The sequence below is a fragment of the Labrys sp. E2SS-1L genome (genome assembly GCF_057073705.1).
Genome location: NZ_CP172713.1, coordinates 1401427 through 1427134 on the forward strand (window position 1 = coordinate 1401427; position 25708 = coordinate 1427134).

Genomic DNA, 25708 nt, shown 5'->3' on the forward strand with positions numbered 1-25708 from the left:
CATTGATAGGGGCGCCGGGCTGCACCAGCTTCCGTTCGGTTATCCGCGGGAATAGGGAATGCCGATCTCGGCCCGTTCCAGCAGCCACTCCCAGTGGCCGCGGGCATAGCCGCGCGAGACGTCGGCAAGGAGCTTGGCCATCTCGGCTTCGATCGCAGCGATTTCGGCCATGGCGTGGCTGTTGGCGACCAGCAGGACGCGCACGGCCATCCGCGCATCGCCGTCGCAATCGGCGATGACGCGCTCCACGCTCGCCTCCAGATCCTCCGGCAAAGCCTGTTCGGATTTGCTGGCTTGCGACGTCATTGACGGATCTCCCTGTTCAGAAAACTGGAACCAGCGGATATCGCGCTCCACCGGGACGATGCACGAATCCCACCCGGCCTGGTCTCTGCCGTTGCCGGCAAACCGCTGGAGGATTTCGGAATCGAGACCGGAAAATTAGGCGAGGGTGCCGTGGCTGTCGAGCTTTTTGTTCATGATATGTTCTAATATCGACAAAGCCGTCACGCCCTAGGAGTTGTGGACTCTTGGGATTCCCAAGAGTGGGGGTATGTGATTCAAAGCTGTCTTTTGGAGGCAGCGATGGGTGTTTTGGACCGTCTGATTCTACGCGACGATCAATGGGAGCGTATTTCGGCGCATATTATCGGTGACGAACGGACGCGCGGTTCGTCTGGTCACGATAACCGGATGTTTGTGGAAGCGGTGTTGTGGATCGTGCGCACCGGTTCGCCCTGGCGTGACCTGCCCGAGGTCTTCGGTGAGTGGAACAGTGTCTTCCGTCGCTTCAGCCGTTGGAGCCATAAGGGTGTATGGTGGCGCATCTTCACGGCGATGTCGGACGATCCGGACTTCGAGTATCTGATCGTTGATTCCACCATCATCCGTGCCCATCAGCATGCTTCGGGCGCCAAAAAAGGGGGTCTGAAGATCAGGCCCTTGGCCGTTCTCGCGGCGGCCTGAGCACCAAGATCCATATGGCTGTCAGAGGTCTTGGCTGCCCGGTGCGCTTCACCCTGACCGCCGGCCACAGAGGCGATTGCCCTCAGGCCTATGCCTTGATCGACGGCTTACCCGCCAAGGTCGTGATGGCCGACGCCGCTTACGACGCCGATCGCCTGCGCCAGGCAATTGCAGACAAAGATGCTGTGGCTGTCATCCCAAGCAACCCGTCGCGGGCTCGAAAATACCCTGTCGACAAGCACCTCTACGCCCAGCGCCACCTCATCGAGTGTTGCTTCTCAAAGCTCAAGCAGTTCCGACGGGTCGCTACTCGTTTCGAGAAAACCGCTAGAAATTATCTCGCCGTCATAACCCTTGCCGCTACAGTTCTATGGATCAGATAAGTGTCCACAACTCCTAGCCGACGCTCTCGGCAGCGCATTCGTGGCAGCTCAAAAAATTTTCGCACGAAGCATGGAACCAAATCCTGGCCCACCGGTTCAGTCTCCAGTCGGATGCCTTGAGACCGTTCCTGGCATTCGAGCGGGCCCGCCCGCATGACTTCGAGCTGTTGACGCACTCGTAGTTTCCTCGGGCTCTGTGGCCCGACCCAACGACCCAACTGCCGGGTGCCCCCGCATCCGGCTTTTTCTTTGCACCGGCCGTATCGGCTTCAGTTGCGCAGCACCGCGCAACTGCCGCCGGCCCGGTGCAGCTTGTCGCAGATGAGGCTGGCCTCGCGCATGCTGCGGGCCGGCAGGCGGACGCGATAGAAGGCTCGCCGGCCGCGCCCGGCCATGCGCGTGCCGAGGATCAGCGTCTCCCGGCCCGCCAGGATGGCCGGGAAGCGTTTGACCGCCCGCTCATAGGAGGCGATGGCGATGGTCTTGGAGAAATTGCCGGAGAGCTGCACGCCGAAAGGCGCGTAGGGCCCCTCGATCAGGCGCGGCACCTCCTTGCGCACGGCCGTGACGACGGCGAGGCAATCGACTGGCTTGGCAGCGGGTTCCTCCCCGGCTTTGAGGCCATCGCCGGAAACCCAGTCGTCGACATTGCGATGGGTGATGAAATAGACATAGGCGCGCGTTTCCGAGGGCAGGTAGCGCCCACCCGCCAGCCAGTCGGAGAGGCGCTTGGGCCCGGCATTGTAGGCGGCCAGCGCCAGGCCCCAATTGCCGAACTGCTTCTTCAGGGCGGTAAGATAGGCGGCCGAGGCCGGTATCGCCTTTTCGGGATCGAAGGGATCGTCGAGTTGCCATTCGGCGGCCGTGCCCGGCATGAACTGGGCGATGCCCTGCGCGCCGGCACTGGAGACGACGTGCGGCCGGAAGCTGCTTTCGCGCCAGATCAGCCGCGTGAAGAGCTCGGGTGGAATGTCGTTGGCACGCGCCGAGGTCTCGATCAGGCGGCAGATCGCCTCGTCCAGGCTCTCCTGGCGGGCCTGAGCCTTCCCCGGCATGGCAAGGCAAGCGAAAGCTGCCGACAGCAGCGCTGCTGCAATGAGATAACGAACGTTCACAGACAATGTCTCGCCGTTGGGGGCAAGCTAGCATTTAGGCGAAAACACTGCGGCGCTCCAGATGCCATGCGATGACCCATGACGCCGGGCCCGCCTTGCCAGGATCGCGTCGACTGGTGCAAACAGGACGCCCCGCCACTTGGAAGTTCCATCATGACTAGATGCCATTGGGTCGTCGCCGCTTTCGCCTGGTTCGCGGCCTCCGCCGGCACGGCCCTGGCCGCCTCCGACTTCGATCCCACGCCGCTGCTGCCCGTGTCGATCGAGGATGCCGACCGCACCCGCCTGATGAACTTCGAGGCGACGCGCCGCAGCGCCATCGATGCGGTGCTCGGCTCCAATGCCCGCCACACCGCCGACGGCATGGCCCTGGAGGAGATCCTCGCCGGCGATCCCAGGCCGATCGCCAATACGCGCGAACTCGTCGGCACCTGGCGCTGCCGCAGCGCCCAGCTCGACGATGGCTCAAAGGCCAATGACGGCAAGGGCAGCGTCTATACCTATCCCTATTTCAAATGCGCCATCAGCGAGCGCGGCGGCAAGCTCTTCTTCGCCAAGGTGAACGGTTCCCAGCGCGTCAGCGGCTTTCTCTATCGCGTCAGCAACACCCGTTTCGTCTTCCTCGGCGGCAATGCCAATGGCGACGATCCGCCGGTCGCCTATGGCGCCTCGCCCAAATCCGATGCGGTCGCCTATCTGTTCAAGGCCGGCCCGCGCAAGTTGCGCCTGGAACTGCCGCAAACCTGCTGCAGCACGCTCGAAATCCTCGAACTGGTGCGCTGAGCCTGCCGGGAAAGAAATGCCGGGTATGGAGTGCCGATAGAGCAGTGCAACCCCTCATCCGCCTGCCGGCCCCTTCTCCCGCAAGGGAGAAGGGGATTGTTTTGAAGTCGTGGCACGAGCCGGCCGCCTTCTCCCCTTGCGGGTGTCGTCAACGCTCTTGAGTTGACTAAAGGTGCCCGGTAGGGGCGGATGAGGGGTCGTGATGCGCTATCCAGCCTTTCTCCGGTTTGTTTCGAAGGACCTTGAGATGGGGGGTCGAAAACTCGCCCCCGGTTTCATGCCACCTTTGTAAAGGCCGTCCGATCCAGCGCTAGGAGATCACCGACGCGCTCGATGGTGACGTCGGGCTTGGGCTCGATGGTGCTCATGTCCGCCTCCAGGGCATAGTGGCCCTGGCGCACGAAGATGGTGGTGAGCTTGTCGCCCATCACAGCCTTCATCTTGGCGAGCAGGCGCGGCTTGTCGTCGACCATGGCGTAATGCTCGGCCGGGTAGTGGCGCTGCACCGAATCCAGCATCTGCTCCTTGTGCAGATAGATCATTACCCGCCCTTCCACCGCGTCCCACAGGCCCGCGCGCTGCACCTTGCGCGGCTGGAACACGATGTCGCCATCCGAGAGCACGGCGGGAGCGCTGAACGTCTTGAGATGGGCGATCGCCTCCAGGGCCTTGGGGAAGACGCGCTCGGCGAAGGGATATTCCAGCAGGAATTTCGACATCTGCAGGAGGTCGGGATCATCGTCCAGCCCGGCGCGAAAGAGCTGCAGCGCAGCGAGATAGTCGGCATAGCCGTATTCGTCGCGGATCTTGCCGTAGATCGCCCAGTAGCGTGCGCGCTGGTCGGCGCCGAAGGCTTCCTCGATATGGTCGCCGAGGTCCTCGCCGAAGCGGTCATTGTCGAGCAGCGTGTTGTCGACGTCGAGAAGGACGACGAGCTTGCGGTCAGGGGACACGGCGAACTCCTGTGAGGTTACGCGAACGGCGGGCGTGGCACGGAACGAACCGCGTCAGCGCCCCATCCGGTTCCAGGCGTCGAGGCCAGCGATCTTGTAGGCCTCGGCGAGGGTGGGATAGTTGAAGGTGTTCTCGATGAAATAATCGATCGTGCCTTTGAGGTTGAGCACGGCCTGGCCGATATGGATCAGTTCGGTCGCCCCCTCGCCCAGGATGTGCACGCCGAGGAGGCGGCGGGTCTTGGTCGAGAAGATCATCTTCATGATGCCGCTGTCGAGCCCCATGATGTGGCCGCGCGAGGTCTCGCGCATGCGGGCGATGCCGACCTCGTAGGGAATGCCCTTCTGGCGCACTTCCTCCTCGGTCAGGCCGGTGGTGGAGATCTCCGGCACCGAATAGATGCCATAGGGGAAATATTCCGGCGGCGGCGGCGGATCGAGGCCGAAGGCGTGGCAGGCGGCCACCCGCCCCTGCTCCATCGAGGTGGAGGCCAGGCTGGGAAAGCCGATGACGTCGCCGGCCGCATAGATATGCGGCACCTCGGTCTGCAGGGTGGCGGGCGTGACGCCGATGCGTCCCCGGTGATCGGTCTTCAGGCCGGCCGCATCGAGGTTCAGCCTGTCCGTATTGCCGACGCGCCCGGCGGCGAACATCAGCATCTCCGAGGACACCCTGCGCCCGTCCCCCAGCTTGGTGACGACGCGGCTGTCCTCGCGCTCGATCGAGACCACCGGGGAGCCCAGGCGTAGCGAGACGTTGCGGTCCCGCAGTTCATGCATGAACTCCTCGATCAGTTCCTTGTCGATGAAATCGAGGAAGCTCGAGCGCGGTTCGATCAGCGTGACGGCGACGTCGAGCGCGCTGAAGATGGTGGCATATTCGACGCCGATCACCCCGGCGCCGATCACGGTGAGGCTGCGCGGCAACCGGGGCAGCTCGATGATCTCGTCGCTGTCGAAGACATTGTCGGCATTGAACGGCACGTAGTCGGGGCGGAAGGGGCGCGTGCCGCAGGCGATCAGGATGTAGTTCGCCGTTACCGTGCTCTTGGTTCCGGTCTCGGTGGTGATCTCGATTTCGTGCGGGCCGAGAAAGCGCGCCTCGCCGCGGGCCGTGCGTACGGTGTTGCGGCTGAACTGGTGCTCCAACACCTCGACCTCGTGGTCGAGCGTCTTCTGCAGGCGGACCATCAGGTCGGTGGCGCCGATATCCTGCTTGACCCGATAGGCCCGGCCATAGAAGCCACGCTCGCGCCAGCCCGAAAGATTGAGCACCGTCTCGCGCAGCGTCTTGGAGGGAATCGTTCCGGTATGCACCGACACGCCGCCGACGCGCCGCCCCTTCTCCACCACCAGGACCGACTTGCCAAGCTTGGCCGATTGTACGGCGGCACGCCGGCCGGACGGGCCCGAACCGATGACGAGCATGTCATAATCATACATGGAGGGAAGTCTCTAGGCCGTTGGAACAAGGTGTCGAAAGGCGGGAAATGCCCCGCAGCATCGTCATGCTGCATGACAGCATGAATGCACATAGGGCTGCCGTCTGCCAAGAGACAAGAAAAAATGCCACGGCACTGTCTGGGAAGGTAGGCAGCCATGGCAATCGGGTGAGCGACACGACATGGTCATTGCGGGCGCATTGCTCCCCGCAAGGCAGGATGGCGGATTCAGCAAAAAGCCATGTGCGCCAACAAGCCTGCAACGCTCATGAGCACGACCGCTGAACCCAGATCGATCAAGGTCTCCATCTTCAATTCTCCTGGAATTTGGTGATTTGCAGAAATGGGACCGCCATCAAGGGCCGGCCATTTTGATCTGTTTTATTGATGCCTGCAATTTAGCCCCTGCCTGAGCTTGCGATAAGATGACATAATTCATATGAGCCATTAAGCTGGACTAATAAATCACGATGGAAAACCTCAACGACCTCGCTGCGTTTGCGGCCGTTGCCCGAGAGCGGAGCTTCACGCGCGCTGCCGCCAAGCTTGGCGTTTCGCCGTCCGCTCTCAGTCAGACTATCCGTAATCTCGAGGAGCGATTGGGGCTGCGGCTCCTGACCCGCACCACGCGCAGCGTTGCGTCCACCGAGGCAGGCGAGCGGCTGCTGCGCACGATCACGCCGCGCTTCGAAGAGATAGAAGCCGAACTGGCGGCCTTGAGCGAACTTCGCGACAAGCCGGCCGGAACGGTTCGCATTACCGCCGGCGAACATGCCGCGATCTCGGTCCTGCAACCGGCACTCAAACGCTTTCTACCGGACTACCCCGATATCCAGGTCGAGATCATTATCGACTATGGCCTCACCGATATCGTGGCGGAAGGCTATGATGCGGGCGTTCGCATGGGCGAACAGGTCGCCAAAGACATGATCGCTGTCCGTATTGGGCCGGACATGCGCATGGCAGTTGTCGCCTCGCCCGACTATTTCGAGCGGAATCCAGCCCCGAAGATCCCGCAGGATCTGACCGCCCACAAATGTATCAATGTTCGCCTTCCAACCTATGGCGGGCTGTTTGCCTGGGACCTTGAAAAAGACAGGCGCGAGGTCAAGGTCCGTGGAGAGGGACAACTCGTCTTCAATAGCCTCAGCATGCGGTTGAGTTCGGCACTGGACGGCCTGGGGGTCGCCTATATGCCTGAAGACCATGCGATGCCCTATATCGCAGATGGTAGGCTGATCCGCGTTCTTGAGGATTGGTGCCCCACCTTTCCCGGCTATCACCTCTACTATCCGAGCCGGCGGCAGCGGTCGCCGGCGCTGGCCCTGTTTGCGGACCTCCTCCGATATCGCGGCGACTGATGGAAGCCTTGTGGCCGTTCACCCCGAGGAGCCATTTCGGGGTGAATCAGGTCAGCGTCGGTACTGCTCGTCCGAAACTTTCTCCATCCACTCGACGGTCCTTCCATCGAGCGCCTCGGAGAAAGCGATATGGCTCATGCCGACAGCAGGGCTTGCACCATGCCAATGCTTCACCCCGGGCGGAATCCAGACGACATCGCCGGGCCGGATTTCCTGGGCGGGACCGCCCCATTCCTGCACGAGCCCCACGCCCACCGCGACGATGAGCGTCTGGCCGAGGGGATGGGTGTGCCAGGCAGTCCGCGCCCCCGGCTCGAATGTGACGATCGCGCCGCTTATCCGGGCTGGGTCGCTGCCCTTGAAACGCGAATCCACGCGCACCGAACCAGTAAAATGGTCGGCCGGGGCGATGATGGACGGTTGTAAGCCTGGACGCGTAACGCTGATCATTGGATTCGACTGGGCCGAGGCCGACGAGGTGAACATGAGAGAAAGGATGATCGCGGCACGGGACTTCACCTTTCCCATTCACTTTCCATTTTCCTGGAAGACGTCCTTGGCGACCGCGACGCCGGAAACCGCACTCGGCCAGCCCGAATAAAAGGCCATGTGGGTGATCGTCTCGACGACCTCGTCCTTGGTCAGGCCGTTCTGAAGGCCAATCTTGATGTGCGATCGAAGCTGATCCGGGCGATTGAGTGCGATCAAGGCGGAAATCGTGACAAGGCTCCGATCTCGCTTTGAAAGCCCTGGGCGTTCCCAGATATCACCGTAGAGGACATCGTCTGTCAGTTCAGCGAGCTTGGGTGCGGTCCCTCCCATCAATTGCTGCGCGCGGGACGGCTGCTGGGCCGGTCCTGCATCGGATGTGGCGGGAGGCTGGTTCTGGGCGATTGCCATGGTGGAAATTCCTCCGGACACAAGCAGACCGGCTGCGACGAACAGATTTCGGGTGTGTTTCTTCAATGGATTTTTCCTCGCCGTTGGAGGCGGACTCAGCGATGGGGCAGACCTTCGGCCGCTGTGTTGCTGAAGGCTCTTATTGCCTGCCCCCTGGAGACCATGCTGGGCCATTGGGTTTGATCGCGGCCAGCAATTAGATGGTTCGGGCAAAGAATGGCGTCAGCTTGCCCAATGCGGCGTCCACATATTGGGGAACCCAATAGGTCTCGATGTGGGTCGCACCCTCGATCTTGAACAGTTCCTTGTCCTTTGTTCCACCGGCCTTGGGGAATGCCTCCTCGGTCATATACAGGCTGTCGGCCTTGCTTCCGGCGATCATCAGCAGCGGCTGGTCGATCAGGTCGACCTGATCCGTTGCGTCCCAACGCATCAGCTCGAGCAGGCTGCTCATGGTGTATTTGAATGTCGAGTTGGGATGCGCATGCGTCTTCCAGTAGTACTCGTACCCCTGGCGATACATTTCGAACGGCAGCGCGGCGATCTGCGCGTCGGTCAGATTGGCATCCCCCGCATAGAGAATGTCTCCACCGGCCATTTGCTGGGCGCGGGCAGCCGAAACCTGCTTCAGGCGTTCCTGGATGGTGCCCAGTTGCGAATCCGCAAAGCCATTGCGGCGAACCCGCCCGGAGTTGAACATGCTGAGCGTCGCAATGGCCTTGAAGCGCTTGTCGGTTTTGGCTGCCGCCAACGAGTATCCGCCACCGCCACAGATGCCGAGCAGGCCAAGGCGTGTGGCATCGACGCCCGGATAGCGGGTGATGAAGTCCGCCATGCCGTGGATGTCCTCGATGCGAGATGCGGGTTTGTCCACGTTTCGCGGTTCGCCGCCGCTGCCACCCTGGTAGGCGGCGTCCGCCGTGATCGTGATGTAGCCCCGTTGCGCCAGATGCTGGGCATAGAGGCCCGCAACCTGTTCCTTCACGCCGCCATTGGGGTGCGCAACGACGATCGCCGGATATTTCCGGTTCGGATCGTAGTTCGCCGGCGTATAGACGTTGGCAACGATATCCAGGCCATTGAGCTTGTACTTGACCGGATGGATATTGACCTTGCCAGGCGCGTTCTCGGTGATCGCGCCGTCATAGACCAGCGAGAACGGATTTTGCTTAAAATCGGCCGCGACGGCGGTAGCATTGGTCATTGCTGTAACTCCTAGCGTTGCACCCGACAGAACAAGCACGGAGGCTCCGAGGAACTCGCGCCTTCTCTCGTCGATGACTTCGTTGGCCATATCGAACTCCACTCTTTGATCAGCGAACTTGTGCCACCGAGTGTTCGCGCGGACGGGTCAATCCAGCTTCTTCTCGGCAAGGAACTGCGAGATCAGGTCGGCGATCTGGACATTGTTCAGATCGGACATCAGGAAGTGCGTGTTGCCGCGAATACCGATGTCCGGCAGATGCACCAGCCGTGCGTCGCCGCCATGCTTGTTGACGGCATCGACCCAGAGCCTGGCCATGGCGAGCCGCACCCGCCAGTTGTCCTGTCCCCGCTCAGTGGTCGGCTCGGTCGGGAAGTTGTCGCCGTAATAGATGACGATCGGAATACGGGTGAGCTTCTGAAAATCCCGCAGCGGAACGGCCTCGGGCGACAAGGTGCCGGCGGCACTCTGCATCGCAGGAGGCAACTCACCTTCCGGGAAGATGAAGCCGCTGCCTGGTTCGAGAGCGACGATCGCCTTGACATTGGGGCTCTTGATCGCCGTCAGCCAACCGGGTCCGCCAGCCTGCGAATGCGTGAAGAGGATGCCGGGACCGATCTTGTCGAACAGCGCCGACATCGCATCCGAGATCACACCGGCATCGTAGGGTCCCGTGTTGGGCGTGACAGAGCGGAAGAATTGATCCAGCGTTTCAGACTTACGATCGAACTGCACGTTATCGAAGAAGTTCGGCCATTTTCCGAGGCGGAACTGGTCGAAGAACAGCTGGTCATAGGGTGTCGGCTCAATGGTCGCGGCGGCGGTGCTGTTGCCCGCCCGGCCGCGGCGTGGCTGATCGACAATGTAGGTCGTGAAGTGCCGACGCAGGAAAATGCTCTGAAATCCTTCGCGGCCATCTGGCGTGGTCTCCCAACTGCGCCCCGACTGGTAGGCGCCATGCAGCATGACGATGGGGAGCGCCTTGAGGGTCAGCGGGATCTGATAAAAGGTGTAGAGATGATCGCCGTGGAATGTCTGCCCCTCGGCCGTCGGCTTGTTGTTGTTGTAGGTACCTGGAGTGCTCACCACTTTCCCACCGGTAGCGAAGCTACCTTGCTCCAGGATGGTCAGAGGTTCCGTTTTTCCTTTTTGATCAGCTGTTGCGGCGGCACAAGCAAGCATCGCTGCAGCCGCGAGCGACGATGCGACGAACCGATTGCGAGAACTCAAGGCACCCGTCCCTTTCAACCTGCATACCGTTGAGAAAGGGATAGAGCCAATCGCATTCTTTGATTAGTGGCATATATTCGGATGCGTCTTTAAGTTTAGCTTAACAATCTTAAGATGCATTCGATCCGAGCAGGCTGCCTGGCTCGAAGGAAGCAACCAGGCTGGGCAATGTGATCAATGACAAGAATCCCGGACGCGAGAATCCAAGCAATCGCGTGATCTCCATCGCCTTCGGTATAGCCGTTCTTGACATCAGCTGGGACTTCGAAATGCTTCAGAGTGCTAAGCTCAAAGGCATCGGACAGTCCCTCAATCTCTGGGATGAGCCAAGTCTGGTGAGCAGAAGAACTGGCCTGCTTAGATGCTCAATCGTGGACCCGATGAATAAGCAAAGAGACCCGGAGCCACGATGAAAGGATCTCTTTGTCGTCTGGCGACCCCGCCTCTGCATCGTATCACTGCGTGCTGCCATGCGCGCGGAATGACAAGATCAACTTCGTCCGAGTGCATCGGGCCGGTCGCGCCCTACCCTGCCCGCCGGCCCGGCAGCACATCCGCGACCGCCGTCGACCATCCGCTATCCGTGTGCTTGGCCCAATAGGCCTCGAGCAGCGCCCTTGTGACCGGCCCCATACGCCCCTCGCCGACGGCGGCGGCATTGATCCGCGTCACCGGCATGATGCCGCCGGCGGTCGAGGTGATGAAGACCTCGTCGGCTGCCAGCGCCTCGGCCGCCGCCACGACCCGCTCCTCCAGGGGAAAGCCGAACTCGGCGGCGAGTTCGATGGCGCTTTGGCGGGTGACGCCGCGCAGCACGCCGCGATCCGGCGTGGCGATCCGGCCCTGGCGCACGGTGAAGATGTTGAAGCCCGGGCCTTCAGCGAGATTGCCATCGACATCCGTCAGCACGGCGCTTTGCGCACCACGGGCATAGGCATCGTAGAGCCCCATGACGAAATCCAGCCAGTGATAGTTCTTGACGGTGGGATCGACCGAATCCGGCGGGATGCGGCGGATGTCGGACAGCACGATGGAAAGCCCGCCCTCGCGCTGTTCGGGCTTGAGGATCCAGCCGAAGGGAATGGCAAAGCAGATCAGCTGGTTATGGGCCTCCCTGGGATCGCGCGAGAAGGTCGGCGAGAGGCCGCGCGTCAGCACCATCTCGACATAGGCATCCTCGAACCCGGAGCGGGCGACGCATTCGCCAAGGATCTGGACGAGCTTTCCGGGCGAGACCGGCAGCGTGAGGCGCAGCCTGTCGGCCGAGCGCAGGAACCGCTCGACATGGGTGTCGAGGCGGAAGAAGCGCCCCTTCCAGACATGCACGACGTCATAGGTCGCATCCGAATGCAGGAAGCCCCAGTCGAGCACCGAGATCTTGGCTTCCGACATGGGCACGAAGGCGCCATCGATATAGGCTGTTCCGGCAGGATAGTTCATGCGACCTCGCTCTTGCACCCACGCCCCTAGATCGGAATCGGGCCTATGCGATCTGCGCCCGGCAATGAAAATAATTCAAGGCCGATGTCGCCCTCCGGCAGGCTCGTTCGTCGTCACGATAGGCGGCCGAGCAAGTCGGCCAGGCAGGAAACCGATGCGATGACAATCACCATCACGGCCTTTGAACGTTCGCCCGATGGCGGCAAGGGACTGGCGCGCGATACGCGCGTTCGCTGGGCGCTCGAGGAAGTGGGCCAGCCTTATGAGGTTCGCCTGGTTTCGTTCGCAGACATGAAGGCGCCCGGCCATCTGGCCCTCCATCCCTTCGGCCAGATTCCCACCTATGAGGAGGGTTCTCTGTGCCTATTCGAGACCGGCTCGATCGTCTTTCACCTTGCCGAGAAGCATGCGGGCCTGCTCCCGCAGGGGCGCGATGCACGGGCGCGGGCGATCACCTGGATGTTTGCCGCGCTCAACACCGTCGAGCCGCCGATCCTCGACCTGACGACAGCCAGGATATTCGAAGCCGACAAGCCTTGGAGCGCGGAGCGCCTGCCCCTGGTTAAGGACCGCGTTCGGGCTAGGCTCGACCAGCTTTCAGCACGGCTGGGCAACGCCGAGTGGCTCGACGGTGCGTTCAGCGCAGGCGATTTGTTGATGGTGTCCGTGCTGCTGCGCCTGAGAATGTCGGGCCTGCTGGACGAATATCAAAACCTGGCGGCCTATGTCGCTCGCGGCGAAGCCCGGCCCGCCTATGTCAGGGCCTTTGCCGCCCAATTTGCGGTCAACGCCCCATCAGACCGTTAAAACATACGCTCACAAAGTCCAGCCGACAGAATCTACGAGCTAAATTGGCGCCAAGGCGTGGCCACGAATGCGCCAGCCGAGCGTGAGCGGCGTTCCCGGCTCGAGTGTGATTGCCGTGCGCACGCCGGCAAGCGCGATGGGATTGTCCGAGGCGGCGATCACCGATCCGAAATCGAAGGCCGAGGCCACCGGCTCGACGCCGACGCATAGGTGGCGCCCGTTCCAGGGCGCGAACTTGCGCCCGCGATTGCTCATCCATAGCAGGCAGGACGGCAGCTTCGCCGTGTCCCAGGAAAGATCCCAGGCAACTCGGTCGTGCTCGTCGACAAGATGCACGCCGCCCTCGATGCCGCAGAGTTGCAGGATGTCCTCGCGGTCATCGGCGAAGGGCAGCCTGTCGAAACGCTCGTGCCCGCCTGACTTGATTGCGACCTCGGCAAGCGTGGTGAACTTCCTGTCGGGCTCGGCCCGGGCCGCCGCCTCGGCCACGGGATGGCTGAGGCCGAAGCGATAAGGTCCGGGCTCGATGCGGAAGGATCCGGGATTTCCACGCAGGGCGAAGTTGGGGTGAAAGCCGAAAGGCCTGACACAGGGGCGCCGGGCCTGGATCTCGACGGAAACATCGAGCCCGGCCTGCCCGTCGATCGGCCGGATCGTGCGCGTGATCCGCTCGATCGGCGAGTCGCCGGGATAATCGAGGTCGAGGGTGATCGCCTCCCGCGTGAGCGACATCAGCTTCCATTCGGAGGCAGCGCTGTAGCCATGCAGCAAATGATCGCTCGGGCCGAGCGGATCGGCGGCCTGCGGCAAGGGAGCATCGACCAGCCCCCTCCAGGCACCGACCAGGGGATCATCGCGGCCGTAGAGCCGCCCAAAGGGCAGGCAGGGCCAGTCGCCCCTGAGGTTCTCCAGGCCGGGTTCGACGGCTTCGCCGGCCGTGATCCAGGGCGCCTCGTGGAAGGGTTCGACGAAACGGCCATCGTCGAGGCGAAAGCGCGTGCGGCCCAGGGCGGCGGCGCCGGCATGTACCGTCACCTGGCCATGCGACCAGTCGAGCGACCAGGTTTGCGGCATGTGGATGTTCCCAAATGTCTAACCGAGGGCAGATCGAGCTGCGATTACAACAGCATGACTGTCCCGCGCTACACGGTTTGAAGTGGCGCGAGCCTTGTCATTGCCGGGCTTGACCCGGCAATCCAGCCTTCCGCTCGAAGCGGCGACGACCGGCTCACTGGATGCCCGGGTCAAGCCCGGGCATGACAAAGTTCACTCCCTTCGCCGGTTCGGCTAGAACTTGAATTCCTCGACATTGGCCGGCGTGACGATCTTGGCAGGACCGAGGACCACCTCGCCCTTCTCGCCCACCGTGTAGTCGCCGAGGCGCCCGGCCTTGAACTTGTCGCCCGGCTTGCCGGCGATCTTGCACTGCGCCAGTTGCTGGGCGCCGTAATAGGTCAGGTAGCCGAGGTCCTTGACGTTCCACCAGATGTCCTGGACGGAGCCGTTCTGGATGTATTTCTTGATCAGGGTGGCAGGAGCGAGCCCCGTCAGCTTGACCTTGCCGAGGCTGCCCGCCTGGTCGAGGGCGCGCGCCGCCGCCGGCAGGCCGATGCCGGCTGGGATGATGATGCCCTTGAGGTTCGGGAAGGCCTGGACGAGCGCCAGGGCCTGCTGCTGGTTGACCTGCTCGCTCTCCTGGCCATAGGCGATCTGCACCAGCTTCATCTTGGCGAATTTCGGCTCCTTCATCTTGTTCTTGATGAAGTCGATCCAGGCATTCTGGTTGGTCGCCGTCGGGGTCGAGGACAGGATGGCGAAATCCCCCTCATAGCCGATCATCTGGCCCATGCTCTCCAGCATCATCTCGGCCAGGCTGTCGCCCTTGGCCTGGTTGAAGAACAGTGAACGGGCGGCTTCCGAAACGTCGGAATCATAGGAGACGATCCTGACGCCCTGTTTGGCCGCGCGCTTGAGGGCGGGCGCCACGGCATTGGCGTCATTGCCGGAGATGGCGATGACGTCGACCTTCTGGGACACGAGATTGTTGATGAACTCGATCTGGGCTTCGGCAGTCGCCTGGGACGGCGCCTGCTGGATCACCTTGCCGCCAATCTCCTTCTGGGCCTCCTCCGCCCCGGTCCTGGCCACCTGGAAATAGGGATCGGTGTCGAGCTTGGGCAGGAAGCCGACGGTGACGGGTTCCTTCGCGCATTTCTCGGCTGCGAAAGCCGGCGCCGCCAGGGCGCCCAGCACGATGGCCGTGGTCAGGATCAGATGGGTTCTCGTCGCTTTTTTCATGGCTTGTCTCCTCCTTCACGCCTTTCTCGAGGTCGTTGTTGTCTACGCTTTCAGTCAGGTCGTTCGTTCCGGCCCTTTCGGCAGGCTGGCTGTCTTGAACTTCGCCTGGAGACCGCCATAAAGGCGCTGGGCCGTGGTGCTGAGCAGCAGCGAGACGATCAGCAAGAGCCCGATCACCGTGCCCTGTGCATCGCCGCCGATCTGGCTCAGGCCCAGCACGTTGCGCAGCGTGGCGATCAGCACCAGCGCCAGGAACACGCCGGTGAGCTTGCCCTTGCCGCCGAACACGCTGACGCCGCCGAGCAGCGCGATGGTGATCACGTCGAGCTCCAGGCCGATGGCATTGTCGGCCCGCGCATTGGCAAGGCGGGCAGTGAATACGATGGAGGCAATGGCGCAGATGAAGCCGCTGAGCACGAACAGGCCGAGGCGGATGCGCGCCACCCGCACGCCGGCATAGAGTGCCGCATCGGGGCTGCCGCCGATGGCATAGATACGCCGGCCGATACTGCTCATCTGCAGGAGGATGGCGAAGACCGGCGCCAGCACGAGGAAGGGCACGATCGTCCAGGGGATCGGCGTGTCGCCCAGCGTGTCGATGCCGAAATCGGTGAAGCTCTCGGGAAACTCGTTCACCGAGCCGGTGCCGAGCAGGATGTAGCCGATGCCGCGGAACATCGCCATGGTGCCGAGGGTCACCACCAGCGAGGGCAGGCCGAGATAGGTCACCAGCACGCCGTTGAAGGCGCCTGCCAGGATGCCCGCCAGCAGCGCCAGCGCGATCGCCCCCTCCAGCGGCAGGCCCTCGCGGATCAGCACGCCGAACACCACGCTGCACAGCGCCAGGATGCTGGCGACGGAGAGGTCGATCTCGCGGGCGATGATTAGGAGCACCATCGGCAGCACGATCAGCGCCCGCTCGGATGCGCCTGCAATGGCCTGAGAGATGTTGAAGACCGTGGCGAAGTTCGGCACGGCGAACACCGCATAGGCGAGAACCGCCACCGTCAGCAGGGCCAGGAAGTTCTCCCAGCTGGCGATCCTTTCGATGAGGCTGGTCTTCATCGCGCCCTCCGTCCCTGATGGGTTCGCCGCCCGATGATGGTATCGACACCGATGGCGAGCAGGATGACGAGGCCATAGACCCCTTGCAGCCAGAGGGGATCGACGCGCACCAGCGTCAGTCCGTTCTGGATCACCAGCAAGGTGAGCGCCCCCAGGGCGACGCCGAGCACCGTTCCGGCCCCGCCCCTGATGGCGACGCCGCCCACCACCACCGAGGCTATCACGGTGAGTTCGAAGCCGAGCGCCACGCGGGCGTCGATGGTGGCATAGCGCGAGGCCCAAAGGGCGCCGTCGAAGCCGGCCAGCAGGCCTGCCAGCATGAAGGCCCCGAGCACGAGGGCCGTACGGCGGATGCCGATCAGGGCAGCGCCGTCCGGATTGGAGCCGATGGCATAGAGCTCCCGGCCGACAGGCCAGTGCCTCAGGATCAGCCCGATCACCACCAGGCAGGCAAGGGCGATGAGAATCACGGCTGGAATGCCGGCGATGCGGGCGCTGGTCATGTCGAGCCAAGCCTGCGGCACCTGGTCGGCGCTGATCTGTCGGCCGCCCGCCCACAGGCTGTTCAGGCCCCGGAAGACCGAAAGCGTCCCGAGCGTGACCACGATGGCCGGCACGCGCCCAAGGGTCACCACCAGCCCGTTGAGGGCACCGCAGGCCAGGCCGACCACACAGGCCACGCCGACGCCCAGAAGCACCGAGCTGTCCGGGTGGGCATGCATGAAGCTCGCCGCGCCATAGGCCGACAGGCCGATCACCGAGGCCACCGACAGGTCGATGTTGCGCGTGAGCAGGACCAGCATCTGGGCCACGGCGACGATCATCAGCAGCGCCGCGTCCATGGCGATGGCTGTGAGGTTTTCCGGGCTGACCATGCGCGGATTGAGGAACATCACCGGCAGGACCACGGCGGCCATGGCCCCGACCAGCCCGACCTCGCGCCGGCGCAGCAGCGCCTTGAGCCAGCCCGCCTTGGCCTCATCGGCCTTGGTGGCGTCATCCCGCGATGCCAGCGCCGGTTGCTTGTCCGCAATCACCCCGCCGGCATCCGTGGCCGCGCGTATGACCTTTTCCTGGTCGGCCTCCTCGCGGGTGAAGGCGCCGGCCATCCGGCCTTCGCGCAGCACCACGATGCGGTCGCACATGCTGACCAGTTCCGGCAGCTCCGAGGAGATCAGGATGATCGCCAGCCCCTGCTGGGCAAGTTCCGCGATCATGGTATGGACTTCGGACTTGCTCTCGACGTCGATGCCCTGGGTCGGCTCGTCGAGGATGAGCAGCCTGGGCTGGGTGGCGAGCCATTTCGACAGCACCACCTTCTGCTGATTGCCGCCCGAGAGTGTCTTCACAGGCTGGTCGAAGCTGCGGAATTTCAGCTTCAGGCGCTTGAGATGCGGCTCGACCAAAGCCAGTTCCTGCCGCCGCATCACCAGCCCGGCCATCGTGGCCTTCTCGATCACCGGCAGGGACGCATTGTCGAGGATGGGAAAATCCATCACCAGGCTCTGGCCGAGCCGGTCCTCCGAGACATAGGCGATGCCGGCGGCCATGGCGGCGGGCGGATCGGCAAAGGCCACCGCCTTGCCCTCCATCTCGATGCGGCCCGCCGTCGGCTGGTCGATGCCGAACAACACGCGGGCGATCTCGGTGCGCCCGCTGCCTACCAGCCCGCCGAGGCCGACGATCTCGCCGGCCCGGACATTGAAGGAGACATCCTCGAACGCCCCTTCGCGCGACAGGCCGGAGACGGAGAGCACCTCCTGGCCGGGTTTTGATTCCCATTGCGGATAGATGGCCTTGAGCGGCCGCCCGATCATCATCTGCACGGCCTGGTCGCGGTCGAGCTCGGCTGCCTGCCTCACGCCGATGAGGTGCCCATCGCGCAGGACGGCGATGCGGTCGGCAATCCGGTAGATCTCCTCCATGCGATGGCCGACGAACATCATCGCCACCTGCCGGGCCTTGAGGTCGGCGACCACGGCGAAGAGACGCTCGACTTCGCGCTGGGACAGCGCCGCGGTCGGCTCGTCCATGATCAGCACCTTGGCATTGACCGACAGGGCGCGGGCGATCTCGACCAATTGCTGCTCGGAGGTGCGCAGCTCCTTCAAGGGATCCTCGGGCGAGCACTGCAGCCCGACCACATCGAGCAGCGCGCGCGCTTCCTCGCGCATGCGTTCATAGTCGATGCGTCCCAAGGCACGCTGCGGCATGTGGCCGACGAAAATGTTCTCGAACACCGTCAGGTCACCGAACAGGCCGGGATGCTGGTGCATCACCGCAATGCCGCGTCGCTGCGCTTCGAGGGGCGACCAATGCTCCACCGGATCGCCGCCGATGGTCACCGCACCCTCGTCCGGCCTGTAGACGCCGGCAAGCAGCTTGACGCAGGTGCTCTTGCCCGCACCGTTCTCGCCCAACAGGGCCAGCACCTCACCGGGCAGGAGATCGAAACTGGCGTGGGAAAGGGCGATCGTTCCTCCGAAGCGCTTGGAGGCGTTCACCAAGCCGGCGGCCGCGACGGGGGACGCGATCGAGGCTCCGAAATCCTCATCCGCCAGGCTGCTCTTCATGGCCTTGCCCGCCGGCGACGATGCGACCGAGATGCGCCCATCATCAACGTCCCCTCACCTTTAATTATTAAAGCAAATGGATATATCGATGACCCCAAACTGTCAAGCGCATGCCCTCGCGCCTAAGCGGCACCGATATAGGTTCTCAGGCTGGCGCGCCCGATGCCCGGCGCCTTGGCCTTCACCAGCGTGGCGCTGTCCGGCGCGAACATGGCATAGAGCGGCAGGATGGCTGCGCCGATCGCTGCGGCGCGCGGCCCCATGGTGCCGACCGCGATCTCGGGCGCGAACAGGCCTTCGGGTACGATCTCGCCGAAGCGACGCGACACCGCCTCGACCGTGCGCTGCAGGATGGCCGCCGGCAGGATGCCGTCGATCACGATGGCCGAGACATCGACCACGGCGATGGCACCGACGATGGCCTGAGCCAGGGCATCGGCACAGTCCTCGACCCACTCGCCGAGAAAGGGTTCGGCCTTCTCGCCGATTTCGTCGAGCTCGAGAGCCCGGCGGATCGGCACGCCGTTCTCGCGCAGATGATTGGTCAGCACATAGATCGACGCGCGGCGCAGCAGGATCTCGAAGGGTCCCTTCGGCGCCGGCACGCTCGACAGCAGCGAAGGCGTCACCGGATAGGGACCGAAGGCCGCCGAATTGCCGTTCGGGCCGGTCTCCAGATTGCCGTTGATGATCAGTCCGCCACCGATGAAGGTGGAGATGAACAGATAGATGAAGTCCCGGACCTCCCGGCCCCGGCCATAGACCAGTTCGGCCGTCGCCGCGCCGGAGGCGTCGTTCTCGAAGAACAACGGCAGGTCGATGCTGTCGTTCAGGGCCTTGGCAAAGTCGAAATCCTCCCAGGCCTGGGTGATCGAGCCCGGCATGCCCAGTTCCTTGGTCCAGCTGTCCATGAAATAGGGCATCGCCACCCCGACGCCGACCACCCGGCTGCGCAAATCGGGCGCCAGGCCGGCCCGGAAGGTGCGGACATAGGCGGCCGCCAGCTCCGCCACCATCTGCGGCTCGGGATATTCGTATTCGCTGGTCTCCATGCGCAGGGTGCGGCCGGTGAAATCGACCAGCACGGCATCGAAGGCCCGCCGGCCGACATGCAGGCCGATCGAGAAGGCGCCGTCGGGCGCCGGCGCATAGAGGGTGGAAGGCTGCCCGACCTGTCCGGCGCGCTTGCCCTCATGGCGGACCAGCCCGACTTCCTCGAGGTGATCGACGATGACGGCCACGGCCTGGGGCGTGAGATTGGCGGAACGGGCGAGCTCTGCCTTGGAAGCTTGGCCAAGGCGCTGCAACGCCTCGAGCACCACGCGCTCATTGTAGCGCCGCACCTGGACGGAATTGCTGCCCTTGCGGCTCGCGGGCGCGTTCGGCTGGGACATGATCGCCATCGTGCTCCAAGGAATGAAGGATCTCGAGCCGGAAAGATCCTTCAATTATTAAAGCACTATGCTTAATTATCAAGGGGGACGTCCTGGGACCGCAGGCACCCTGCCCGCTCTTGAAAACTCTGGCTACGCAGGGAAAGCGAATGCGGGCGAGGACGCCCGCGATCTCTGGAAACCTATCGCGCCGCCGTCTGCGCATAGGCGCTGCCGAAGCGATTGGCGAGGAAGGCCGAGAGCGCGATATCCTCCTGGCGGATGAAGCCCTTCTGCGGCAGCTCGCCCTTGGCCAGCATGTCCAGCACGGCGCAGATGGCCGAGGCCGTCGTCACCTGGATGGCGCTGCGCAGGCGCGAGCCGACGCGGCGGTTGTAGATCTTGTTGGCATAGGTTTCCTGCACCAGATGGCCGTGGCGCTTGCCGCTGACGGTAACGAAGATCACCACCACGTCCTGGATCGTCGCCGGCAGGGCATTTTCGAGAATGTCCTTGAGCACGTCGCGGCGATGCCGGAGATCGAGGTCGTTGAGCAGCGCCTTCATGATCGCCGCATGGCCGGGATAGCGGATGGTACGGTAGTTCAACGTGCGCACCCGCCCCAGATAGGTTTCGCACAGGCTGCCGAGCCCGCCCGAGGTGTTGAAGGCCTCATAGGTGACGCCGTCGAGCGAGAATTCCTCGCGCTCCTCCATCGCCGGCACCTCGACGCGATGACCGTCGACGATCGCCTCGCAAGGCTCGCAATATTCGTTGATGACCCCGTCCGTCGACCAAGTCAGGTTGTAGTTGAGCGCGTTGGAGGGATATTGCGGCAGGGCGCCGACGCGCATGCGGATGGAATCGAGGCTGTCGAACTGCTGGGCGAGATCGTTGGCGACGATCGAGATGAAGCCGGGCGCCAGACCGCATTGGGGGATGAAGGCGCTCCTGGCCGAAGCCGCGAGGTCACGCACCCGGCGGGTCGAGGCGACGTCCTCGGTCAGGTCGAGATAATGAACGTTGGCGCGCGCCGCCGCCTCGGCGATACGGGTGGTGAGATGGAAGGGCGCGGCGCTGAGCACGGCATAGGCACCGTCCAGGACGGTGCGCAGGGCTGCTCCGTCCTCGAGATCGAGTTCACGCTGCTCCACGCCCGCCGACAGTTCGGCGCCCTCCAGTTGCGCGGCCGACCGGTCGATCACCGTGACTTCATAGTCCCCGCTGACCGCCAGGATATCGGCGATGCATGCGCCGATCTTGCCTGCTCCCGCCACCACGATCTTGCGCATTGTCCGCCTCCCCTGCCGTGTTTCCCTGAGCAAAGCCTACGCCTGCCTCCCTGCTTTTCGAAGCCTGCATTTCGACGAAATGCCGAACTATCTTTGCACAATGCCATCCGCTATATCGTCGTTATGACGACGCCCGCCGATGACGCCCTGATTGCCATCCTGCGCGAGAACGCCCGCGCCTCCACGGCCGAGATCGCCCGGCGCCTCGGCGTTTCCCGCACCACAGTGCAGAGCCGCCTGGCTCGTCTCGAACATCGCGGCGTGATCGCCGGCTACACCATCCGGCTTTCGGAGGAGCATACCCGTTCGCTGCTGCGCGCCCATGTGCTGCTCACCACCGTGCCCAAGCTGATTCGCCAGGTGGAGGCGGGCCTGCGCGAGATTCCGGCCGTACGCACGCTGCATTCGGTCAGCGGCAATTTCGACATGATCGCGGTGATCGAGGCTCGCTCGGTCGGCGAGCTCGACGAACTGGCCGATCGCATCGGCGCGCTGGAAGGAGTCGAGCGCACGTCGACCTCCCTCATCCTGTCGACGCGGATCGAACGCTAGGGCGTACCGAAAAGCGCGCGCCGATTCTCGGAAGAAATCATGCAATAACAATGATTTACGGCAACGGGTTCGATTTCGGAATCGAGCACGGCCGTGTGAGGCGTGTCCCGGCACCGACGGATATTCGACGATCCGCGTTCAGTTTCGGTTCAGCCGCAATCGGGATGATGGCGGCCCAATCAAGAGAGGTCGCGATGCTCCTGCGCAAGAAACTGATCAGTCTGGCTGGTACGCTGATGCTCGCCGTCTCGCCCACGGCGATCGTGCTGGTGCAGGACGCGCTGGCGCAGGATGCCCAGGCGCCCACCACGGAAGCGCCCGCGCCGGGTGCCAAGCCCTCGATCGAGGACGTGCTGAAGCGCCACAAGAAGGGCGGCGGCCAGGATGGCGAGGGCGCGCCGGCAAAACGGGCAGCTCCCGCCGAATCGCAGGACCAGGACGGCGGCGCTCCGGCTGCCAAGCCGAAGCGGCAGAAGCCGAACGCCGAGCAGGACGGCGCAGCATCCGGTTCAGGCGGTGACGAAACGCCTGCCGCCAAGCCCCGCCGCCAGAAGCCGACCCCCGGGGCCGCCGGCCAGGACGCGCCCGGCGAACCCGCGCCCGGCGAAGCGCCCCCCGCTGCCAAGCCCAAGCGCCAGAAGCCGGCCGCCGATTCGGCCGGCCAGGAAGCTCCCGGCAAGCCAACCGCGGGAGAACCTGCACAGGAGGCACCGGCTGCAAAGCCCAAGCGCCAAAAGCCCACAGCGCCTAGCGACACCACGGGACAAGACACGCCCGCAGCAAAACCCCGCACTCCCACCGAGCCGGATGCGGATCAAGGCAGCGGCGCGCCCGCGCAGACCAAGCCTGTCCAGCCCAAGCCTGTGCCCCAGCAGCCCGCCGCCGGCGACGGCCAGCCGGGTGCAGGACAGGAGAGCGGCGGCACGCCCGAACCGCGCGGCAAGCGCCGCGACCGTACCCAGGGCCAGCCCGGCACCGAAGGTACGCCGCAGGGCCTCGACAACGGCCAGCCGGATAGCCGCCCCTTGGATGGTCGCCCCGGCGGCCGCAACCAACTCCCCGGTCAAGGCGGGATTCCCCTGCCGGCCGACGGCACGCAACAGGGGCAGGAAGGCCGACCGGGCCTTCCGCCGCAGCCGGAGAACGGCAGCCAGCAAGGCCAGGGCCGCCCCCTGCAGGGTCCGGTCGACCGGGCAGCGGAGCAGCGCGCCATCGGCCTGCTGGGTGATGCCACGCCGCCCGATCGCCTCAACGACCAGCAATTGCGCCAGCGCCTCAACGTCTACCGCTCGGCCCTGTCAGCCGGCAACCTGTCGGAAGCCACCGAACAGGCCCTGATCCAGCGCCTGAACGGCGCGCGCGCCGCCCTGCGCAACCGCGTGGCCGACCAGGAATATGGCGGCGAACAGCAGCAGGGCCAGAGTGGGCAGGGTTCGCCCTTCGGCCGCTCCCAGTTCCGCCAGGGCTCGCCCCGGCCGCAGGACATCCCCGCCATCCTGGCGGACCGGCGCCCCTCCAACGTGCTGACCGTCGACCAGCTCAACCGGCGCATCCTGGTCTATCGCGATGCCGCCAACGACCAGCGCTACAACCCCGAGGACCGCGAGGCCTTCGCACAATATCTGCAGGACGATCGCAACGACCTGCGCCGCCGCCTGCTGAGCGATCGCGGCCAGCGCACCGATCGCCTACGGCGCTATGAAGGCGACGGACGCTTCGACGTGGACATCAATCCGCGCGGACAGCGCTATCAGAGCGTCTGGGCGGCGGAAGTCGACGACGACCAGATCGAGCAGCAATTCGCCTCCCGCCCGCTCAAGCCGCTGCCGCGCCGTTATGCACGGTCCGAATTCCTTGCCCAGCCCGAAGCGGTGATGGAACAGCCGGCCATCCGTCAGTCCATCCCCAGCGTGGAACTGGACACCATTCATTTCGGCTTCAACGAATCATTCGTGCGCGAGGAGGAGATCGCCAATCTCGACCGCATCGGCCGCATCATCGAGCGGATCGTGGCCGCCCATCCCAACGAGGTCTTCGTGATCGAGGGCAATACCGATGCGGTGGGTGACGATGCTTATAATCTGCGCCTGTCCAAGGAGCGGGCCGAGGCGGTGAAGCAGGCCCTGACCCAATATTACGTGATCGCGCCCGACAACCTGGTCACGGCGGGCCTCGGCGAGCGCTATCTCAAGATCCCGACGCCCGAGCCCGAGCAGGAGAATCGCCGCGTGACCCTGCGCCGCATCACGCCCCTGTTGCAGAACTGACGGCTACCATCACGATCGCGGCGCACATCCCTGTCGGATGCGCGCCGCTTTTGCTTGCCATCCTCGGCCCTTTCGCTTAAATCCCGCGGCGCGGTGACCGCAGGTCTCCGCATCTCCTCGCCTCATGCATGTAGCCACGGCCGGGACCGCATCCTGGCCCGCTTTTGTGCGGCGTCCCCTCATCGAGAGCGTCTTACCAACGTTCGAGAATTCATCGGAGCCTAGTGGCCGTATGTCCGGCAGCCCGCGTCCCCGTCTTGTCATGAAGTTTGGCGGCACCTCTGTCGCCACTGTCGAGCGCATCAAGAATGTGGCGCAGCATGTCAAACGCGAGGTTGCCGCCGGCTATGACGTGGCGGTGGTGGTCTCCGCCATGTCCGGCAAAACCAATGAGCTGGTCGGCTGGTGCAACGAGGCCTCGCCGCTGTATGACCAGCGCGAATACGACACCATCGTCGCTTCCGGCGAACAGGTGACCTCGGGCCTGCTCGCGCTGACGCTCACCAGCATCGGCATCAAGGCCCGTTCCTGGCAGGGCTGGCAGGTGCCGATCGAGACCTCGGCCGCCCACGGTTCCGCGCGCATCTCGGCGATCCCTTCCAAGAATCTCGATGACGGCTTCGCCGCCGGGGAAGTCGCGGTGATTTCCGGCTTCCAGGGCATCGAGCCCGTGAGCGGGCGCATCACCACGCTGGGGCGCGGCGGTTCCGACACCTCGGCCGTCGCCATCGCCGGCGCGATCGGCGCCGAGCGCTGCGACATCTACACCGATGTCGACGGCGTCTACACCACCGATCCGCGCATCGTGCCCAAGGCGCAGCGCATGGACCGCATCGCCTTCGAGGAAATGCTGGAAATGGCCTCCCTCGGCGCCAAGGTGCTGCAGGTGCGTTCGGTGGAACTCGCCATGGTCCACAAGGTGAAAACCTATGTAAGATCGTCCTTCGACGATCCTGAAAACCCCAATCCCGGAACCCTGATCTGCGACGAGGAAGACATCATGGAACAGCAGGTTGTGACCGGCATCGCCTATTCGAAGGATGAAGCGCAGATCACCCTGCGTGACGTGGCCGACCGTCCGGGTGTCGCCGCCGCCATCTTCGTGCCCCTGGCCGACGCCAACATCAATGTCGACATGATCGTCCAGAACATTTCGGCCGACGGCGCCTCCACCGACATCACCTTCACGGTGCCGCAGGCCGAGTTCCAGCGCGCCAAGGACGTGATCGACAAGGCCCGCAAGGACGTGGTGTGCGACAATGTCGAGACCAATATGGACGTCTCGAAGATTTCGGTGATCGGCATCGGCATGCGCAGCCATGCCGGCGTGGCGGCAACCTGCTTCCAGGCCCTTGCCGGCCGCGGTATCAATATCCGTGCCATCACCACCTCCGAGATCAAGATTTCGGTGCTGATCGATGCGGCCTATACCGAACTGGCGGTCCGCACGCTGCACACGCTCTACGGGCTCGACAAGGCCTGAGCAACCGCGCCTTGTTCTCACGACGACGGCACAGCGCCCCGATGACGCAGTGCCTGGCAGAAACGGAAATACTTCTTTCAATTTCCGTGAAATCTTGCGACAGAACAAAAAGTTAGTGCGTGCTTCGTTTGGATTCTCGCGCGAGGCACGCCCCCTATTCATTCTATGACCGGCCGCTTCGCCAGAACCGGCCGGCCCTCTGAGGCAGCGGACGGCCCCGG

The 25708-nt window shown here is 63.8% G+C and carries 22 protein-coding genes; 7 read left to right on the plus strand and 15 right to left on the minus strand.

What is annotated here, in order from left to right; all coding sequences use genetic code 11:
• Positions 1–39 precede the first annotated feature (39 nt).
• Entirely contained in the window at positions 40–306 is a 267-nt protein-coding gene (locus tag ACIGJE_RS32030; protein WP_311937349.1) for a hypothetical protein, read from the minus strand.
• A 279-nt stretch (positions 307–585) separates the two neighbouring features.
• Between ACIGJE_RS32030 and ACIGJE_RS32035 the strand changes: the two genes are divergently transcribed.
• Positions 586–1349, plus strand: a protein-coding gene (locus ACIGJE_RS32035) for an IS5 family transposase (RefSeq protein WP_440727486.1) whose coding sequence is annotated in 2 segments (ribosomal slippage) — positions 586–921 and positions 924–1349 — 762 coding nt in all. Because the reading frame shifts where the segments join, the coding sequence is not laid out codon by codon here.
• A gap of 269 nt (positions 1350–1618) precedes the next feature.
• Here ACIGJE_RS32035 and ACIGJE_RS32040 read toward each other — a convergent pair.
• Positions 1619–2464: a lytic transglycosylase domain-containing protein gene (locus tag ACIGJE_RS32040; RefSeq protein ID WP_415080796.1), complete on the minus strand. Its 846-nt coding sequence runs from the start codon at positions 2462–2464 to the stop codon at positions 1619–1621.
• A 153-nt stretch (positions 2465–2617) separates the two neighbouring features.
• On the opposite strand from ACIGJE_RS32040, the gene ACIGJE_RS32045 reads away from it, so the two are divergent.
• Entirely contained in the window at positions 2618–3247 is a 630-nt protein-coding gene (locus ACIGJE_RS32045; protein ID WP_311937358.1) for a DUF4893 domain-containing protein, read from the plus strand.
• Positions 3248–3522: 275 nt separating this feature from the next.
• Here ACIGJE_RS32045 and ACIGJE_RS32050 read toward each other — a convergent pair whose 3' ends face one another.
• Entirely contained in the window at positions 3523–4200 is a 678-nt protein-coding gene (locus tag ACIGJE_RS32050) for an HAD family hydrolase (RefSeq protein ID WP_394314261.1), read from the minus strand.
• 54 nt (positions 4201–4254) lie between these two features.
• Complete coding sequence (sthA, locus tag ACIGJE_RS32055; protein ID WP_415080793.1) at positions 4255–5643, minus strand: Si-specific NAD(P)(+) transhydrogenase; 1389 nt, start codon at positions 5641–5643, stop codon at positions 4255–4257.
• A gap of 469 nt (positions 5644–6112) precedes the next feature.
• Here sthA and ACIGJE_RS32060 point away from each other — a divergent pair, with 469 nt between their 5' ends.
• Entirely contained in the window at positions 6113–7003 is an 891-nt protein-coding gene (locus ACIGJE_RS32060; protein ID WP_415080791.1) for a LysR family transcriptional regulator, read from the plus strand.
• 51 nt (positions 7004–7054) lie between these two features.
• Here the strand turns inward: ACIGJE_RS32060 and ACIGJE_RS32065 are convergent, their stop codons facing one another.
• From ACIGJE_RS32065 to ACIGJE_RS32085, 5 genes are all read right to left on the minus strand, one after another.
• Positions 7055–7489, minus strand: a complete 435-nt coding sequence (locus tag ACIGJE_RS32065; protein ID WP_415081137.1) for a (R)-mandelonitrile lyase — start codon at positions 7487–7489, stop codon at positions 7055–7057.
• A 42-nt stretch (positions 7490–7531) separates the two neighbouring features.
• Positions 7532–7969 (minus strand): carboxymuconolactone decarboxylase family protein, encoded by a 438-nt coding sequence (locus ACIGJE_RS32070; RefSeq protein ID WP_376717675.1) that lies wholly within the window; start codon positions 7967–7969, stop codon positions 7532–7534.
• 130 nt (positions 7970–8099) lie between these two features.
• Complete coding sequence (locus ACIGJE_RS32075) at positions 8100–9107, minus strand: alpha/beta hydrolase (protein WP_415081135.1); 1008 nt, start codon at positions 9105–9107, stop codon at positions 8100–8102.
• 147 nt (positions 9108–9254) lie between these two features.
• Positions 9255–10289, minus strand: a complete 1035-nt coding sequence (locus tag ACIGJE_RS32080) for an alpha/beta hydrolase (RefSeq protein WP_415081133.1) — start codon at positions 10287–10289, stop codon at positions 9255–9257.
• A 573-nt stretch (positions 10290–10862) separates the two neighbouring features.
• On the minus strand, positions 10863–11777 hold the full coding sequence (locus ACIGJE_RS32085) for an aminotransferase class IV (RefSeq protein WP_415080789.1): 915 nt from the start codon (positions 11775–11777) through the stop codon (positions 10863–10865).
• Between the two features lie 159 nt (positions 11778–11936).
• Between ACIGJE_RS32085 and ACIGJE_RS32090 the strand changes: the two genes are divergently transcribed.
• Positions 11937–12584, plus strand: coding sequence for a glutathione S-transferase family protein (locus tag ACIGJE_RS32090; RefSeq protein WP_415080787.1), 648 nt, complete (start codon positions 11937–11939; stop codon positions 12582–12584).
• A gap of 39 nt (positions 12585–12623) precedes the next feature.
• On the opposite strand, the gene ACIGJE_RS32095 is transcribed toward ACIGJE_RS32090, so the two are convergent.
• From ACIGJE_RS32095 to ACIGJE_RS32120, 6 genes are all read right to left on the minus strand, one after another.
• Positions 12624–13658: a hypothetical protein gene (locus ACIGJE_RS32095; protein ID WP_415080785.1), complete on the minus strand. Its 1035-nt coding sequence runs from the start codon at positions 13656–13658 to the stop codon at positions 12624–12626.
• 213 nt (positions 13659–13871) lie between these two features.
• On the minus strand, positions 13872–14882 hold the full coding sequence (locus ACIGJE_RS32100; RefSeq protein ID WP_394314250.1) for a rhamnose ABC transporter substrate-binding protein: 1011 nt from the start codon (positions 14880–14882) through the stop codon (positions 13872–13874).
• Between the two features lie 54 nt (positions 14883–14936).
• Positions 14937–15947 (minus strand): ABC transporter permease, encoded by a 1011-nt coding sequence (locus tag ACIGJE_RS32105; protein ID WP_311937384.1) that lies wholly within the window; start codon positions 15945–15947, stop codon positions 14937–14939.
• Positions 15944–18520, minus strand: coding sequence for an ATP-binding cassette domain-containing protein (locus tag ACIGJE_RS32110; protein ID WP_415080782.1), 2577 nt, complete (start codon positions 18518–18520; stop codon positions 15944–15946). Before ACIGJE_RS32110 ends, ACIGJE_RS32105 begins: the two co-directional genes overlap by 4 nt.
• 122 nt (positions 18521–18642) lie before the next feature.
• Positions 18643–19914, minus strand: coding sequence for an ROK family transcriptional regulator (locus ACIGJE_RS32115; RefSeq protein WP_415080780.1), 1272 nt, complete (start codon positions 19912–19914; stop codon positions 18643–18645).
• A gap of 182 nt (positions 19915–20096) precedes the next feature.
• On the minus strand, positions 20097–21185 hold the full coding sequence (locus tag ACIGJE_RS32120) for a saccharopine dehydrogenase family protein (RefSeq protein ID WP_311937392.1): 1089 nt from the start codon (positions 21183–21185) through the stop codon (positions 20097–20099).
• Between the two features lie 123 nt (positions 21186–21308).
• Between ACIGJE_RS32120 and ACIGJE_RS32125 the strand changes: the two genes are divergently transcribed.
• The 3 genes from ACIGJE_RS32125 to ACIGJE_RS32135 all read left to right on the plus strand — a co-directional run bounded on the left by ACIGJE_RS32125 (position 21309) and on the right by ACIGJE_RS32135 (position 25487).
• Positions 21309–21737 carry an Lrp/AsnC family transcriptional regulator gene (locus tag ACIGJE_RS32125; protein WP_068293722.1) on the plus strand — a complete coding sequence of 143 codons (429 nt, stop codon included), beginning with the start codon at positions 21309–21311 and terminating at the stop codon, positions 21735–21737.
• A gap of 194 nt (positions 21738–21931) precedes the next feature.
• A complete protein-coding gene (locus tag ACIGJE_RS32130; protein ID WP_483680639.1) occupies positions 21932–24004 on the plus strand; it encodes an OmpA family protein in 2073 nt (690 codons plus the stop codon).
• A 232-nt stretch (positions 24005–24236) separates the two neighbouring features.
• The gene (locus tag ACIGJE_RS32135; protein WP_246683842.1) at positions 24237–25487 is read left to right on the plus strand and encodes an aspartate kinase; all 1251 of its coding nucleotides are present in this window, start codon (positions 24237–24239) and stop codon (positions 25485–25487) included.
• Positions 25488–25708 lie beyond the last annotated feature (221 nt).

Bases quoted from the DNA above. Each gene is read 5' to 3' on its own strand.
- ACIGJE_RS32030 (WP_311937349.1), bottom strand. From the start codon at position 306: ATGACGTCGCAAGCCAGCAAATCCGAACAGGCTTTGCCGGAGGATCTG.
- ACIGJE_RS32045 (WP_311937358.1), top strand. From the start codon at position 2,618: ATGACTAGATGCCATTGGGTCGTCGCCGCTTTCGCCTGGTTCGCGGCC.
- sthA (WP_415080793.1), bottom strand. From the start codon at position 5,643: ATGTATGATTATGACATGCTCGTCATCGGTTCGGGCCCGTCCGGCCGG.
- ACIGJE_RS32060 (WP_415080791.1), top strand. From the start codon at position 6,113: ATGGAAAACCTCAACGACCTCGCTGCGTTTGCGGCCGTTGCCCGAGAG.
- ACIGJE_RS32065 (WP_415081137.1), bottom strand. From the start codon at position 7,489: ATGTTCACCTCGTCGGCCTCGGCCCAGTCGAATCCAATGATCAGCGTT.
- ACIGJE_RS32075 (WP_415081135.1), bottom strand. From the start codon at position 9,107: ATGACCAATGCTACCGCCGTCGCGGCCGATTTTAAGCAAAATCCGTTC.
- ACIGJE_RS32080 (WP_415081133.1), bottom strand. From the start codon at position 10,289: ATGCTTGCTTGTGCCGCCGCAACAGCTGATCAAAAAGGAAAAACGGAA.
- ACIGJE_RS32085 (WP_415080789.1), bottom strand. From the start codon at position 11,777: ATGAACTATCCTGCCGGAACAGCCTATATCGATGGCGCCTTCGTGCCC.
- ACIGJE_RS32090 (WP_415080787.1), top strand. From the start codon at position 11,937: ATGACAATCACCATCACGGCCTTTGAACGTTCGCCCGATGGCGGCAAG.
- ACIGJE_RS32095 (WP_415080785.1), bottom strand. From the start codon at position 13,658: ATGCCGCAAACCTGGTCGCTCGACTGGTCGCATGGCCAGGTGACGGTA.
- ACIGJE_RS32100 (WP_394314250.1), bottom strand. From the start codon at position 14,882: ATGAAAAAAGCGACGAGAACCCATCTGATCCTGACCACGGCCATCGTG.
- ACIGJE_RS32105 (WP_311937384.1), bottom strand. From the start codon at position 15,947: ATGAAGACCAGCCTCATCGAAAGGATCGCCAGCTGGGAGAACTTCCTG.
- ACIGJE_RS32110 (WP_415080782.1), bottom strand. From the start codon at position 18,520: ATGAAGAGCAGCCTGGCGGATGAGGATTTCGGAGCCTCGATCGCGTCC.
- ACIGJE_RS32115 (WP_415080780.1), bottom strand. From the start codon at position 19,914: ATGTCCCAGCCGAACGCGCCCGCGAGCCGCAAGGGCAGCAATTCCGTC.
- ACIGJE_RS32120 (WP_311937392.1), bottom strand. From the start codon at position 21,185: ATGCGCAAGATCGTGGTGGCGGGAGCAGGCAAGATCGGCGCATGCATC.
- ACIGJE_RS32125 (WP_068293722.1), top strand. From the start codon at position 21,309: ATGACGACGCCCGCCGATGACGCCCTGATTGCCATCCTGCGCGAGAAC.
- ACIGJE_RS32130 (WP_483680639.1), top strand. From the start codon at position 21,932: ATGCTCCTGCGCAAGAAACTGATCAGTCTGGCTGGTACGCTGATGCTC.
- ACIGJE_RS32135 (WP_246683842.1), top strand. From the start codon at position 24,237: ATGTCCGGCAGCCCGCGTCCCCGTCTTGTCATGAAGTTTGGCGGCACC.